This window comes from Aeromonas sp. MdU4 (assembly GCF_041929505.1).
GTDB lineage: Bacteria > Pseudomonadota > Gammaproteobacteria > Enterobacterales > Aeromonadaceae > Aeromonas.
In genome coordinates, this window is sequence record NZ_JBHFMW010000029.1 from 93680 (window position 1) to 108464 (window position 14785).

Sequence of the window (14785 nt, forward strand, 5' to 3'; positions counted from 1 at the left end):
TGAACATGGGATATCCAATGAGTCGCCGGGCCCGTCTCTCATGCGCCATGATGGCCGCTGGCATCGCCACCCTTTGCACGCAGCAGGCAGTCGCCGCCAGAGGGGAGATGGCATCGCAACCGGCAGTGCATCTCAGCTCTTCCAGTGCCGAACTGGCGGAAGGGTTCAACTGGGCGGCAGCCAAGACGGCGCAGTTCATCATGACCGGCCAGCGCGGCGTGACCAACAAGGACGAGAACCACCCGACCGGGGATGGTACGGGTCTGCACGACTATCTCCCCTCCTACTGGGCCGGTTACTACGACCGGACGGCGTTTTACGGGCGCGACTTTGCCCATCAGGTTGCCGGTGCCGAGATTGCTGGCTGGCGCGCCGAGAACTTTTCGATGTTCAAGGTGTTTGCCCGCAACGCCACCGAGGCGCGCAAGTGGTACACCCTCTGGGCCTTCAACTTTGACGGCTCTCCCCACACCATCGACTACAAGGACGACAGCTGGTTCGTGCGCGAGGTGCCTGCCCAGTTCGAGCTGGTGGAGAAGGCTTATCACGCCTACCTCTGGAGCGGGGATCGCCGCTACATCGAGGATCCCGAACTGTGGACCTTTTACGGCAAGGTGATGACCGACTTCATCGCTCTGCATGACGAGCAGCACCCCAACGGGATTGCCGAGGGCAAAGGGGGGATTTTTCAGGGCTCCTGCACCTACAACGAGCGGGGTGAGCACCCGATAGAGGCAGCCGATGCCATCGGCTCCCAATATCAGGCGACTCTGGCTTATGCCGCCATGCTGCAGGCTCGCGGTGAAAAGCGGGCGGCGCAAGTCTGGCAGCGCAAGGCGGCGCAGTTGAAACGCTACTTCAACGAGGAGTGGAGCCGGGTTGCCGGGGATGAGGAAGGCCACTATGCCCGCATACTCGACAGCAACCTCAGCAAGCGCAACGATTTTGGCAAGGAGAACAGCTGGTTCATTCCGATGAAGCGTCTCTCCGATCCCGGTGCACGCAATGACCGCTATCTCGACTATATCGGCGAGATGGTGGGCGACGGGATCGGCTCGACACCGCAGGCACCCGCCAACATCGAGGCCTACACCTATCTGCCGGATACCTATTTCCCCTATCTGCGCAACGAGGAGGCGTGGCGCTGGATGCGCTACATCCTGGCCAAGCGAGATCAGCCCCACGAGCGGCCGAGTCAGGGCACCAATGGCGACTATCCGGAGATCTCCTTTACGCTGGTGTCGCAGACCGTGGAGGGGATGATGGGGGTTGAGCCGGATGCGGCCGCGCACCGGGTAGCGACCCTGCCCCGATTGCCCGCGACCATCGACTGGGTGGCCATCGAGCAACTGCCAGTCGGAGCCCACCGGTTGTCACTGCGCCATGAGGGGGTCACTGCCAGCGAGCTGGGCAACAAGGGGCCGCGCGCCCTGTTCTGGGAAGCCCGTTTCCCGGGCAACCACGGATTCTTGCTGGTGGATGGCAAGCTGCGCAAGGCCCGTTCGCTGCGTCTCAACGGTGTCATTGTGAGTGCGGTCGAGGTGACTGTGCCGCCGGGTGGTCGGGTGACGGTGTCGACGCCGCCCCGTTGAGAGCAAAGAGAGTGAGCAAGGGGCGTGAGCCCCTTTTTTATTGGGAATTTATGGCGAAGAGCGGGCCCGCTCCCGGCTCAGCTGGCGGTAGCGACTCGGGGTCAGCCCCAGATAACGCTGGAAGGTCTCATAGAAGCGGCTGCTGGAGTTGAACCCTGCAGTCATGGCGATATCGAGGATGGTGCGATCGGTATCGCTGAGCAGGGCTCTGGCATGGTTGATCCGCATCGCGGTGACGTACTGCTTGATGCTCATCTGCATCACCTTCTGAAACAGCCCCATGGCGTAGTTGGGGTGCAACCCCACGTGGTCGGCCAGCTCCCTGGTGGTCAGCGGGGCATCGTGGTGGGCGGCAATGTATTCGAGCATCTGCTGCACATGGAACTGGGAGTGTTTCGAGCCGCCCGATGCTGCGCCCTGATTGCTGTGGTTGGCGAGCAGACGGGTCCAGCCATCCAGCCCGATGCGCCGCAGCATCAGGCAAATCTCGTCGGCGGCCAGCTGCTGGCGGCCGGGGTCATCCATCCGGCTTTCCCTGGCCCAGCGGTCCAGCTCGAATTCACTGACCAGCATGGGCGATCGCGATTGCAGTACTCCTCCGTGGGTGACCTGAGTCAGCAGCTCCCGGTTGATGGGCCAGGAGAGGAAGAGGTGGATTGGAATATTGATCAGCCCCATCTGCGAGCAGTTGCCGATGCGGGTCAGCTGATGGGGGATGGCGGCCCAGAACAGGCCTGCATGGCCAGCTGCCAGAGTGAAGGATTGGCCATTCATGGTGTACTCCACATCGCCGTCGAACGGGATGTTGACCTCCACTTGTCCGTGCCAGTGGTAACCGGCCATTTCGTGAGGAGGGCGCAGCTCCACATCGACAGCTTCGTAGGTGGAGTAGAGCGAGAGCGGGCTGCTCAGTCCTTCATCGAGCTCATGCACACTGGAGAAATAGGGTCGCTCAGGCTTAGTTGTCATCGCAATCAATCAAGGTGAGTGAGCCTCACTTTGTATCACCAATTTGTCTGCCTGCCTGTGCTGACAGTTCAGTTATTACATCGTGGGGTTCGCCGAGGATGATAACTGCTGGCCAGCTCACACTGGCGCATGGAATAAAGGCCGGGGCAATGTAGCTCCCGGCCAGTGTCACTCAGACCTGCGTCTTAGCGACCAGCGCCTCCAGGCCATTGAGTGCCTGTTCCAGATAGCTGCGTGGGCAGCCGAGATTGAGGCGAATAAAGCCCTGGCCCCCGTCACCAAAACCGACCCCCATCGACGGGACTATGCTTGCCTCTGCAATGAGCCGCTGTTTCAACTCATCGTCCGTTAGCCCCAGTTGGCGGCAATCGATCCAGGCCAGATAGGTGGCATCGGCGTCCATCAGTTGCAGACCCGGCAACCGGGTTGCCAGCTGCGTGGCGAACCAGCGGCGATTTTCCGTCAAATAGGCGAGCAAGCCGTTTAGCCATGCCTCGCCGTGTTGATAGGCCGCGGTAGCCGCCTCCATGGAGAGCGCATTGAACACATCCAGACCATGGGCGTCGAGACGCTGTTTAAAGCGCTGGTGCAGCGCAGGGTCCGGGATGATGAAGTTGGAGATGCGCAGCGAGGAGAGACCGAAGCTCTTGCTGGCGGAGGTCGCCACCACCATGTTTGGCAACAGATGGGCAGGCAGGGAGAGCACCGAGGTATGTCTGTGTCCATCCAGCTGCAGGTCTGCCCAGATCTCGTCTGATACCAGCGTCACGTCGTGTTGCTGGCAGAGCGTTGCCAACTCATAGATCTCGGTGAAGGTCCAGCTTCTGCCGGTCGGGTTGTGGGGATTGCAGAGGATCATCATGGCGGGGCGTTCCACCTTGAAGAGGTGAGCCAGCTGCGGCAGATCCATCCGGTAGCTGTTCCCTGTGCGTTGCAGTGGATTGTCGAGCAGGCGTCGTTCATTCAGGCCGATGACCTTGGCAAAGGATCCATAGCAGGGGCCCTGGATAACCACCCCTTCTCCGGGTCGTGTCAGCATTTGCAACAGCAGTGAAATACCGGGGATCACCCCCTCGATGGAGTGGATCCACTCCCGTTCGATGGTGAGCTGATGGCGCCGGGCAAACCACTGTTGCATGGCGGTGAAGTAGTCATCCCGCCGTTCGCTGTACCCAAAGACGCCGTGGGCCACCCGCTGTTGCAGAGCCTGCTGCACGGCTGGCGGGCAGGCAAAGTCGAAATCGGATACCCACATCGGCAGCAGGTCGCTGCCATCAATGCCGAGGTATTGGGGCATGCAGTCCCATTTGATGGAGTTGGTATTGTGGCGATCAATCACGCTGTCGAAGTTATGGTCTGACATCTTATTGCTCCTTGGCCACAGTCATGGTCAGTGGCTCCCTGCTTAACTCTTGCTGGCCTGTACGCGCAATGCCGATGCCGGTAAAGCCGTAGGCAAGAGCGAAGAAGATGGCGGCATAGCATTGAATGGCCCAGGGCAGGTAATCGAGCGTCGAGACCCCAAGGGTGCCCGCCATATAGACACCAGCGGCAGTCCACGGGATCAGGGGTTCAATCACTGTGCCAGCATCTTCAATGGTGCGGGAGAGGTTCTTGGTATCCAGCCCCATGCGGCGGTAGGCATCCTGAAACAGCTCGCCCGGGATAAGCAGTGCCAGCTTGCCATCGCTGGTGGCTCCGGTGACCAGCAGGGTGGTGGCGATGGTCGAGGCGATCAATTGGCCAGTGGAGTGAATGAGCGTCAGCAGGCGATTGATGATGAGATCGAGTGCGCCCGTCAGCGTCAGTACCCCCGCGAAGGAGAAGGCGCAGAAGACCAGCAGAATGGTGCTCATCATCGAGAACATGCCGCCGCGATTGAGCAGGCGGGGAATATCGGGGATCAGCTGGCTGATGTCATGACCCAGCGGGGTAAACATGGTGAGGTTGAAGCCGTCGATCAGGGCATTGAAACCGGACTGGAGCGGCAATCCCTGCATGGTGATCCCGAGGCCGATAGCGATGGCGCTGGCCAGCAGCATCAAGGGGATGGTGGGCTTCTTGGCGATCGCACCCCACAGCACAATCAGCGGGGGCAACAGCAGGAGAGGGTTGAAGTGGTAAAGCTGCTCCAGCGTGGACAGGATGGTGAGTACCTTCTCCGGTGTGGCCACCTCTTCCCCGATGGCAGAAAAACCGGCGAAAAAGAAGACGCAGGCAGCCAGCAAAAAGCTTGGCAACGTGGTCCAGAGCAGATGCTGAATATGAGCGTAGAGCGTGGTATCGGCCACAATGGCGGCAAAGTTGGTTGAGTCGGAGAGGGGGGAGATCTTGTCACCGAAATAGGCGCCGGATACCACGGCACCGGCTGCGGCAGCCAGAGAGACATCCAGACCGTGAGCCACCCCCATCAGGGCCACCCCGACCGTGCCTGCCGAACCCCAGGATGTACCGGTACAGACCGAGACCAGACTGGTAATGAAGAAAGCCGCGATAAGAATGTACTGCGGGCTGATCAGCTTGAGCCCCCAATAGACCATGTAGGGGATGGTGCCGCTGAACATCCAGCTGCCAATCAACCCGCCGACACAGACCAGAATAAGGATGACAGGCATCGCCTTGGCCAGCTTCTGGACGATGGACTGGATGATCTCGTCCCAGCTGTAGCCTTGCCAGCAGGCCAGCAGCGCGGTGAAGACGGCGGACAGCAGGAGCAGTGGCTCGATGCGCAGTCCCATCAGAACATAGCCAACGATCAGGAGCCCGAGCATTACCAGAATGGGTAATGCAGCCAGCCCCAGGGTCAGGGTTTTTCTCTCTTGTTTCATCACAGTGGATCCATCGCTTCAGAACATGTCGCCATTGTGTGGTGAACAGGTTGGTGAAAATGTGAGCCTTGCATGGTGGTCATGTAACCGGTTACATGGCGTCATGAAACGTGATCATGGTTGCAAGATTGGGGCTTGAATCAGTGGCGAAACAGACTCTCGAATAATCAGTGAAGGGCTGAATTCATGGCGGCCCGGGCCCGGCTCCTGCTGTTGCAGGTGGGCGATGGCCAGCTCTGCAGCCCGTTTGGCCATCGTCTCTATCGGGTAGTGAAGGGTGGTGAGAGTCGGGTAGAGATAGCGAGCCAGCAGAATGTCATCAAACCCGATAATCGACAGATCCTCGGGGAGTCGTCGCCCGCATTTTCTCAGGTGCGCCATCATGCCTGCTGCCATTACATCGTTGAAGGTGAGCACCGCAGTGATTTCCGGGCACTCAGCCAGCAAGTGTGCAGCGGCCAGCTCGCCTCCCTCCTCGGTAAAGGGTTGACTGATAACCCAGCCTGGTTTGATCTCCAGATGATATTGAGACATGCCTTGCTGATATCCCTCCAGACGCAGCTGCCGATCGGCGATGGGCAGATCGCAAGTGATGAAACCGATATGACGATGGCCTTGAGCCACCAGATGGTCGACGGCCGCTCTGGTGCCTGCCCGGTTGTCCAGCCAGACGCTGCGGTGAGCCAGCTCGGGCAGATAGCGGTTGATAGGGATGAGCGCTGGCATATGGGAGGCATAACGGAGCAACAAGTCGTCAGATAGACGAGTGGTATGGGCAACGATCGCTTCGCAGCCCTGATTGATCAGAAACTCGAGGCCATATTGTTCCTGCTCGCTCTGGTGTGAGCCGCTGCACACCATCAAGCGGAATCCATGTTGCCGGCTAACTGTCTCAACACCGCGTGCCAGTCTGGCAAAGAAGGGATCGGCCAGATTGCCGGTCAACAGGCCAAGCATATTACCGCTCCGCTTGGCCAGCGCGACCGCCGCCATATCCCGACGATAGTTGAGTGTGCGCATCGCCTTCTCGACGCGTTCCCGTGTTGCAGGTTCGACATAGGCAGAGCTATTGATCACTCTTGAAACGGTGGCAGTCGAGACCTTGGCTAGTGCGGCTACCTCTCTGATCGTGGCCATCTGATTGCCTTTTGGTGCGCGGGAAATAAGGGGCTTCCTTATAGCGACAACTCGTTATGTCAGCTATCTCGGCGGGCTTGCTTTACTTCGATTTGTGATCGGCGTTGCACTCTAGTGAGAGAGGGGAGGCAAATGAATAGTGGTGCTGAGATCTAGGGAAGGAATAGGCAAAGAGGCCGCCGTGAGTTGCGGCCTGTCTGCATCGGGCGCTGCCGGAGGGCAGGCAGGATCAGTTGAGGTCTTCGATGGAGAACTCGCCAGCGATACCATCACAGGAGATGGCGAAACCGCCGGTGAAGCGGGTGCTGAACTGGATCAGGAACGCATCGGAATCCTGCTCTTGCGGGGGCAGGTTGATGGGTTTGCTACGACGCAGGGGCTTGTGTGTTTGTACGGCTTTCATCATGGTATTTCTCTATATAAATTAGGTGTTTGCTCCTTGTATTGGCAAATGTCAGGTCAATGGGCGCGGTCGATTGGGTGAACGACAAGCGCGCAGGAATACCCAGCCCGGTTAAGGGGCGTCTGCACTTTTCAAGGAATATGCTGATGCATAAATCAAATTGGGTGGGCAGATCGGGTCTGCACCGTGAGAGCCGGGCAACGCAGGCAGACAGCCTGACGGTTCTCAAGGCGAGTAAATCAGAGGGAGGTTATGTGTGTACTGGCAGGATTCATCTAACGTTGAAGCATTGCGAACATAAACAGGGCTGATTAACTAGCCGGGGCGCATTCTCTCTTCGAAATGAATAAAAAGCAAACAATAATTTGGCGATGTTGAAGTAAGCACGCTTTTCATCTGTGTAATCAAGGTGCTATCAGTCGCAAATAGGCCGCAACGATCAGCCATAAAAAGAGGGCTCCCGACGGGAGCCCTCTTTCATTCTGCAATCAGCACCGTGGGTGACTTAGTAGTCGCCGCAGGCCTTCTTGGCGGCAGTGATCATCGGGGTGATGGTCATGCCCTGCACCACGATGGAGAACATCACCACCGAGTAGGTCATCACCAGGATGACCTGACGCAGGTCAACGCCGTGTTCCGGGATCATCATGACGCCGGAAGGCAGTGCCAGTGCCATGGCCATCGCCAGACCACCGCGCAGACCACCCCAGGTGAGGATCCGCACCGAGAAGGTGTTGTAAGTACGGAATTTGCGGAAGGCCACATAGGGCAGCGACACGCTGATGAAGCGGGCAGCCAGGCAGAGCGGCACCGCGATGACCAGCAGTACCCAGTCATGCCAGGAGAGTTCCAGCAGTACCAGCGCCAGACCGATCAGCAGGAACAGCAGGGCGTTGAGGAACTGATCCATCAACTCCCAGAAGTGATCCAGGTGATGGCGGCTCTGCTCGGAGAAGCCGGATTGACGGGTCCAGTTACCGATCATGATGCCGGTAACCACCATGGCCAGTGCGCCGGAGACACCGATCATGTTGGCGAGGGCAAAACCGGCGGTCGGGATGCAGAGGGTCAGCAGCAGTTCCAGCGAACCGTCGTCGGTGGCGCTGATCATCACGTGAGCGATGACGCCCAGCACGGCACCAAACAGGATGCCACCGAGGGCTTCATGCAGGAACAGACCGGCGACGCTGCCAAAGGTGGGCTCGACACCGCCAAACGCGACGGCATAGACGGTGGCGAAGATCACCAGACCAACACCGTCGTTGAACAGGGACTCCCCTTCGATCTGGATGGCGATCTGGGGTGGCGCTTTCATCTTCTTGACGATGGCCAGCACGGCAATCGGGTCGGTAGGGGAGATGAGCGCACCGAACAGCATGCAGTAGACCAGCGGCAGATCCCAGCCCAGCAGTTTGGCGATGAACCAGAAACCGTAGCCAATCAAGAAGGTAGAAAGCAGGGTGGCAATGATGGCCAGAATGGTGATCTCCCACTTCTGGCTGCGCAGTGCCTTGAGGTTGATCCCCAGCCCACCGGCAAACAGCAGGAAGCCCAGAATCCCCTTCAGCAGGAAGTTCTGGAAGTCGATGCTCTCCATGGTTTTGACAGCAAGAGGTTCCAGATTGAACCAGCCCATTTTACCGAACAGCACCAGCAGCGCGGAGATCAGCATGGAACCGGCTGTGATGGCGATGGTGGTCTGGATCTTCACAACATACTGGTTGGCAAAGGCGATAAAGATCGCCAACGCTGCCAGAAAACAGAGTGTGTAGTAGACGCTCATAGTTATTTTTTCTCATTAGTAGACAGCAAGCACGTATCCCCATGCGGGACGGGCATAGGGTACTCTCGAGCCCTATGTTACTCATTACCCATAAAGGAGTATATCTCGGCATGTTTAGACAGATAGACGGCTAGATTTCCATTTTTTTTGTTTGCTGTTAGGATGCTTGTTACGCAGTTGCATGGATGTGAGAGGAACGAGCGGTGTCGAACAAAAAGTCGGATGTGACAAACAAACTGGAAGCCTGTCTCAAGGATCGGATCCTGATCATCGACGGGGCCATGGGCACCATGATCCAGGGCTACAAGCTGGGAGAGGCGGACTATCGGGGCGAGCGGTTTGCCGACTGGCACACCGACATCAAGGGCAACAACGATCTGCTGGTGCTGACCCGTCCGGCGGTGATCCGCGAGATCCATGAGCAGTATTGCGCTGCCGGGGCCGACATTCTCGAGACCAACACCTTCAACGCCACGCGCATCGCCATGGCCGATTACGAGATGGAAGCATTTTCGGCCGAGATCAACCGCGAGGCGGCCCGGCTGGCCCGCGCCGTGGCGGACGAGTGGACGGCGAAAGAGCCCCACAAGCCGCGCTTCGTGGCAGGGGTACTGGGCCCGACCAACCGTACCGCCTCCATCTCGCCGGATGTGAACGACCCCGGCAAACGCAACGTCACCTATGACCAGCTGGTGGCCGCCTATACCGAATCGACCCATGCCCTGATCGAGGGTGGCGCCGACATCATTCTGATCGAGACCATCTTCGATACCCTCAACGCCAAGGCGGCCGCTTTCGCGGTGGAAGGGGTGTTCGAGGCGCTGGGTTACAGCCTGCCGGTGATGATCTCCGGCACCATTACCGATGCCTCCGGTCGTACCCTCTCCGGCCAGACCACCGAAGCCTTCTATCACTCCCTGCGCCACGTCAAACCGGTCTCGTTCGGCCTCAACTGTGCGCTCGGACCGGATGAGCTGCGTCAGTATGTCGAAGAGCTGTCGCGTATCAGCGAGACCCATGTCAGTGCCCACCCCAACGCCGGGCTGCCCAACGCCTTTGGCGAGTACGATCTGGATGCCGCCGAGATGGCGAGCCATATCCGCGAGTGGGCCCAGAGCGGTTTTCTCAATATCGTTGGCGGCTGCTGCGGCACCACCCCGACCCATATTCGCGCCATGGCGGACGCCGTGGCGGGCCTCAAGCCGCGCGCGCTGCCCGAGCTGCCGGTGGCATGCCGGTTGTCGGGTCTTGAGCCGCTGATCATTACCCCTGATTCCATGTTCGTGAACGTGGGTGAGCGCACCAACGTCACCGGTTCGGCCAAGTTCAAGCGGTTGATCAAGGAGGGGCTCTACGACGAGGCGCTGGATGTCGCGAAGCAGCAGGTAGAGAGCGGCGCCCAGATCATCGACATCAACATGGATGAGGGGATGCTGGACGCCGAAGCGGCCATGGTGCGCTTCCTCAATCTCATCGCCGGTGAGCCGGATATAGCCCGGGTGCCGGTGATGATCGATTCCTCCAAGTGGGAAGTGCTGGAAGCGGGCCTCAAGTGTGTGCAGGGCAAGCCGGTGGTCAACTCCATCTCCATGAAGGAGGGAGAGGAGAAGTTCATCCAGCAGGCCAGACTGCTGCGTCGCTACGGCGCAGCAGTTATCGTGATGGCGTTTGACGAGAAAGGTCAGGCTGATACCCGCGCCCGCAAGTTCGAGATCTGTCAGCGGGCCTACCGCATTCTGGTGGATCAGGTTGGTTTCCCGCCGGAAGACATCATCTTCGATCCCAACATCTTCGCGGTGGCGACCGGCATCGATGAACACAACAACTACGCGGTGGACTTCATCGACGCGGTGAAGGACATCAAGACGAACCTGCCCCACGCCATGATCTCCGGCGGCGTCTCCAACGTCTCGTTTTCATTCCGTGGCAACGAGCCGGTGCGTGAAGCCATTCACGCGGTCTTCCTCTACCACGCCATCAAGAACGGCATGGACATGGGGATCGTCAACGCCGGTCAGCTCGCCATCTATGAAGACATTCCGGCGGAGCTGAAAGAGAAGGTCGAGGCGGTAGTGCTCAACCTCAATGACAACGCCACCGAAGAGCTGCTGGCCATCGCCGAGAAGTATCGCGGTGCCGGTGCCCAGGCGGAGGATCCGCGGGATCAGGCATGGCGCAGCTGGCCGGTGGGCAAGCGGCTGGAGCACGCACTGGTCAAGGGGATCACCGACTTTATCGAAGAGGATACCGAAGAGGCGCGCGCCGGGGCCGAGAAGCCGCTGCACGTCATCGAGGGGCCGCTGATGGATGGCATGAACGTGGTCGGTGACCTGTTCGGTGCGGGCAAGATGTTCCTGCCGCAAGTGGTGAAATCGGCCCGGGTGATGAAGCGGGCGGTGGCCTATCTGCAGCCCTATATCGAGGCAGAAAAATCGGGCGGCTCCAGCAATGGCAAGATCGTACTCGCCACTGTGAAAGGGGATGTGCACGACATCGGCAAGAACATCGTCGGGGTGGTGCTGCAGTGCAACAACTTCGAGATTGTCGACCTCGGGGTCATGGTCTCCTGCGAGACCATCCTCAAGACCGCGCGGGAAGTGGGCGCCGATATCATCGGGTTGTCTGGCCTCATCACTCCGTCGCTGGACGAGATGGTGCACGTGGCCAAGGAGATGGAGCGTCAGGGCTTCAAGCTGCCGCTGCTGATCGGCGGTGCCACCACCTCCAAGGCGCACACTGCGGTGAAGATCGAGCAGAACTACTCCGAGCCGGTGGTCTATGTCTCCAACGCCTCCCGCGCGGTGGGGGTGGCCCAGAGCCTGCTCAGTCCGGATCTCAAGGCGGCGTTTGTCGCCCGCATCGACAAGGAGTACGAGATTGCCCGGGATCAGCACGCCCGCAAGCAGCCGCGCTCCCGCCCGGTCAGTCTGGCCCACGCTCGTGCCAACCGGCACAAGCTGGACTGGGTTGGCTACCAGCCGCCCAAGCCTCGCGAGCCGGGTGTGCAGAAGTTCGAGAATGTACCCATTTCGGTGCTGCGCCCCTACATCGACTGGACGCCGTTCTTCCTCAGCTGGGAGCTGGCAGGTAAGTATCCGCGCATCCTCGAGGACGAGATCATCGGCGAGGAGGCGACCAAGCTGTTTGCCGATGCCAACGCCATGCTCGATCAGTTGGAAAAGGATCAGAGCGTGCGCTGCGCCGGTATTATCGGCCTGTTCCCGGCCAACGCAGTGGGGGACAGCATCGAGGTCTATAGCGACGAGTCGCGCAGCGAAGTCATCAAGGTGCTGCACCACCTGCGTCAGCAGAGTGAGAAGCAGGGCTTCCCCAACTACTGTCTGGCGGACTATGTGGCGCCGAAAGAGAGCGGCAAAGCCGACTGGATCGGCGCCTTCGCGGTGACCGGCGGCATCGGTGAGGAGGCTATCGCCAAGGCTTACAAGGCGGATCACGATGACTACAACGCCATCCTCATTCAGGCGGTGTGCGATCGCCTCGCCGAGGCGTTTGCCGAGTACCTGCACGAACAGGTGCGCAAGGTGCATTGGGGTTATGCCCCTGATGAAGCCCTCAGCAACGAGGAGCTTATTCGCGAGAACTATCAGGGCATCCGCCCGGCACCCGGTTATCCGGCCTGCCCGGAGCACACCGAAAAGGGCAGCATCTGGGAGCTGCTGGAAGTGGAACAAGCCATCGGCATGCAGCTCACCGAATCCTATGCCATGTGGCCGGGGGCGGCGGTGTCGGGCTGGTACTTCTCCCACCCTGACAGCAAATACTTCGCGGTAGCGCAGATCCAGCAAGATCAGGTGGAAGATTACGCCGCCCGCAAGGGGATGACGTTGGCAGAGGCCGAGCGCTGGCTCGCCCCCAATCTCAATTGAGGTGCTGATGAAGATTGGCTTGGTTGGTTTGGGGAGCATTGTCGAAACCGCCTATCTACCGGCCTTGCACACCCTTAGTGCCGAAGTGCGGCTATGGGGTTTTGACCCAGCCCGCAGCCTGCCGGGGGTGACCTCGTTGCCAACCCTTGAGGCGCTGCTGGCGCAGCCCCTCGATCGGCTGGTGATTGCGACCCCCTCTCTGCTGCATCTGCCGGTGCTGGAGCAGGCGCTGGAGAGCGCCATTCCCTTGATTCTGGTGGAGAAGCCGGTGGTGGCGACGTTGGCCCACCAAGCCAGATTGCAACAGCTGCTGGCCGATCCGCAGATCGCCGCCCGGGTGCTGGCACTGGATCACTGGATGGCCCGCAATGCCGTTCAGCGGTTGTTGCGTGGGGCGTTGGATGACAGCTGGCAGCCGTGCACTCAACCGAACCCTTCGTCGAACTTTCAGCCAAATACTCCACTGTTTGGCACGATTGCACCTGTCACGCTGGCGGAGGTCGCGTTGGTAGAGGGCTTCTTGCTGGAGCCATGTGGCATGGATGATGAGGGGCGTCCCTATGCCCTCAACTTTGCCACCGGCGAGCCGGATCGGCGGGTGCTGTGTCACCCAGACGGGGTGATCCTAGATATCGGTACCCATCTGCTGGCGATGATCCGCGAGCTGCTGGTGGCCCTCGACGGCGATGACCGGCTGACGCTGGTGGCTGAAGGGGTGGTCGATCGATTGGGCCAACCCATTACCCGTGGCGATCTGGAGAGTGCTGAAGGGCGTGCCTGTCTGCGCGGCGAAGCATCCGGTGTTCCGCTGGTCCTTTGGCTCGACAAGTACGCCGGGCCGGGTATCGAGCGCAAGGGGTTGGTTCTGCACCTCAAGGATGGACGGCGTATCGAGCTGTTTCGCAGCGGTAATCAGGAGTGGCTGGACTATTACGGGGAGACATGTGGCAGCGACAAGCGCGACCAACACCTGCATGGGCCCGAACACCTGTCGGTAGAGGCGCAACGGTGGCTGCATGAAGGGCCGCTCTATCGCGACTGCATCGCGCAAACCCTGCTGGCGCCCCTGCCTGCTGAAGGCTGGGGTGGGGCCACGACGCGCCGGTTGCAAGAGGTTACCCTGCTGCTCACCTTGCAGCAGCAGTTGCGCGGGCCCCATTGAATCTGTTTTACGGGTAATGACAAAAAGGCAAATGGTGAGGGGAAAGGATTGGCGTTGTCAGCGCTCCGTGGCACCTTATACTCTCCAGCCCGATTATCAGGTCTGTCATTTTCATGAAGATTGCCATTTTATCCCGTGAGCCGAAAAACTACTCCACCTGTCGTCTGGTTGAGGTTGCTCAGGCGCGCGGTCATCAGGTCGAGGTGCTCGACACCCTGCGCTGCTATATGAATATCGCTTCCCATAACCCCTCCATTCACTACGAGGGTGGGGAGCTGGGCAGTTATGACGCCGTGATCCCCCGGATCGGGGCCAGCATTACCGCCTACGGCACTGCCGTGCTGCGCCAGTTCGAAATGATGAACACCATGGCCCTCAACAGCTCGGTGGCCATCAGCCGCTCCCGCGACAAGCTGCGGGCGATGCAGCTGCTCTCCCGCCACGGCATCGGCCTGCCGGTGACCGGCTATGCCCACAGCACCCACGACGTGCCGGATCTCATCACCATGGTGGGTGGTGCACCGCTGGTGGTGAAGCTGCTGGAGGGGACCCAGGGGATTGGTGTGGTGCTCTGCGAAACCCAGAAGGCTGCCGAGAGCGTGATCGAGGCCTTTATCCAGACCAATAACAACATCCTGGTGCAGGAGTATATCCGCGAGGCCAATGGCGCCGACATCCGCTGTTTGGTGGTCAATGGCAAGGTGGTGGCTGCCATGCGCCGTCAGGCCCAGCCGGGGGAGTTTCGCTCCAACCTGCACCGTGGCGGCACCGCCGAGGCGATCAAGATCACCCCGGAAGAGCGCGCCACCGCCGTACAGGCCGCCAAGATCATGGGGCTGGATGTGGCGGGGGTGGATATCCTGCGCAGCGCCCGCGGCCCGCTGGTGCTGGAGGTGAACTCCTCCCCCGGCCTGCAAGGGGTGGAAGCCGCTTCCGGCAAGGATGTGGCAGGCAAGATCATCGAGTTCCTCGAACTCAAGGCGAGCCGCAAGAACAAACCGGCGGAGTGAGCCTCGGGCTTGCA

At 59.9% G+C, this 14785-nt stretch carries 10 protein-coding genes; 4 read left to right on the plus strand and 6 right to left on the minus strand.

Going from position 1 to position 14785, the window contains the following annotated elements; genetic code table 11:
- The first annotated feature begins 5 nt into the window (after nucleotides 1-5).
- Nucleotides 6-1592 (plus strand): hypothetical protein, encoded by a 1587-nt coding sequence (locus tag ACE1BR_RS17610; RefSeq protein WP_374872527.1) that lies wholly within the window; start codon nucleotides 6-8, stop codon nucleotides 1590-1592.
- 48 nt (nucleotides 1593-1640) lie between these two features.
- Here ACE1BR_RS17610 and melR read toward each other — a convergent pair whose 3' ends face one another.
- The 6 genes from melR to ACE1BR_RS17640 form a co-directional block, all read right to left on the minus strand.
- Complete coding sequence (gene melR, locus ACE1BR_RS17615) at nucleotides 1641-2561, minus strand: transcriptional regulator MelR (RefSeq protein ID WP_374872529.1); 921 nt, start codon at nucleotides 2559-2561, stop codon at nucleotides 1641-1643.
- A 172-nt stretch (nucleotides 2562-2733) separates the two neighbouring features.
- Nucleotides 2734-3924 (minus strand): MalY/PatB family protein, encoded by a 1191-nt coding sequence (locus ACE1BR_RS17620; protein ID WP_374872531.1) that lies wholly within the window; start codon nucleotides 3922-3924, stop codon nucleotides 2734-2736.
- Between the two features lies 1 nt (nucleotide 3925).
- Nucleotides 3926-5389 carry a Na+/H+ antiporter NhaC gene (nhaC, locus tag ACE1BR_RS17625; protein WP_042012971.1) on the minus strand — a complete coding sequence of 488 codons (1464 nt, stop codon included), beginning with the start codon at nucleotides 5387-5389 and terminating at the stop codon, nucleotides 3926-3928.
- Nucleotides 5390-5503: 114 nt separating this feature from the next.
- Nucleotides 5504-6526 (minus strand): LacI family DNA-binding transcriptional regulator, encoded by a 1023-nt coding sequence (locus tag ACE1BR_RS17630; protein ID WP_374872533.1) that lies wholly within the window; start codon nucleotides 6524-6526, stop codon nucleotides 5504-5506.
- 229 nt (nucleotides 6527-6755) lie between these two features.
- On the minus strand, nucleotides 6756-6932 hold the full coding sequence (locus tag ACE1BR_RS17635) for a hypothetical protein (protein ID WP_374872535.1): 177 nt from the start codon (nucleotides 6930-6932) through the stop codon (nucleotides 6756-6758).
- A 502-nt stretch (nucleotides 6933-7434) separates the two neighbouring features.
- Nucleotides 7435-8712, minus strand: coding sequence for a cation:proton antiporter (locus ACE1BR_RS17640; RefSeq protein ID WP_374872537.1), 1278 nt, complete (start codon nucleotides 8710-8712; stop codon nucleotides 7435-7437).
- A 203-nt stretch (nucleotides 8713-8915) separates the two neighbouring features.
- Here ACE1BR_RS17640 and metH point away from each other — a divergent pair, with 203 nt between their 5' ends.
- The 3 genes from metH (at nucleotide 8916) to rimK (ending at nucleotide 14771) form a co-directional block, all read left to right on the plus strand.
- Complete coding sequence (gene metH, locus ACE1BR_RS17645) at nucleotides 8916-12599, plus strand: methionine synthase (protein WP_374872539.1); 3684 nt, start codon at nucleotides 8916-8918, stop codon at nucleotides 12597-12599.
- Nucleotides 12600-12606: 7 nt separating this feature from the next.
- The gene (locus ACE1BR_RS17650) at nucleotides 12607-13761 is read left to right on the plus strand and encodes a Gfo/Idh/MocA family oxidoreductase (protein WP_374872541.1); all 1155 of its coding nucleotides are present in this window, start codon (nucleotides 12607-12609) and stop codon (nucleotides 13759-13761) included.
- Nucleotides 13762-13874: 113 nt separating this feature from the next.
- Nucleotides 13875-14771 (plus strand): 30S ribosomal protein S6--L-glutamate ligase, encoded by an 897-nt coding sequence (gene rimK / locus ACE1BR_RS17655; RefSeq protein WP_374872543.1) that lies wholly within the window; start codon nucleotides 13875-13877, stop codon nucleotides 14769-14771.
- The last annotated feature ends 14 nt before the right edge of the window (nucleotides 14772-14785 follow it).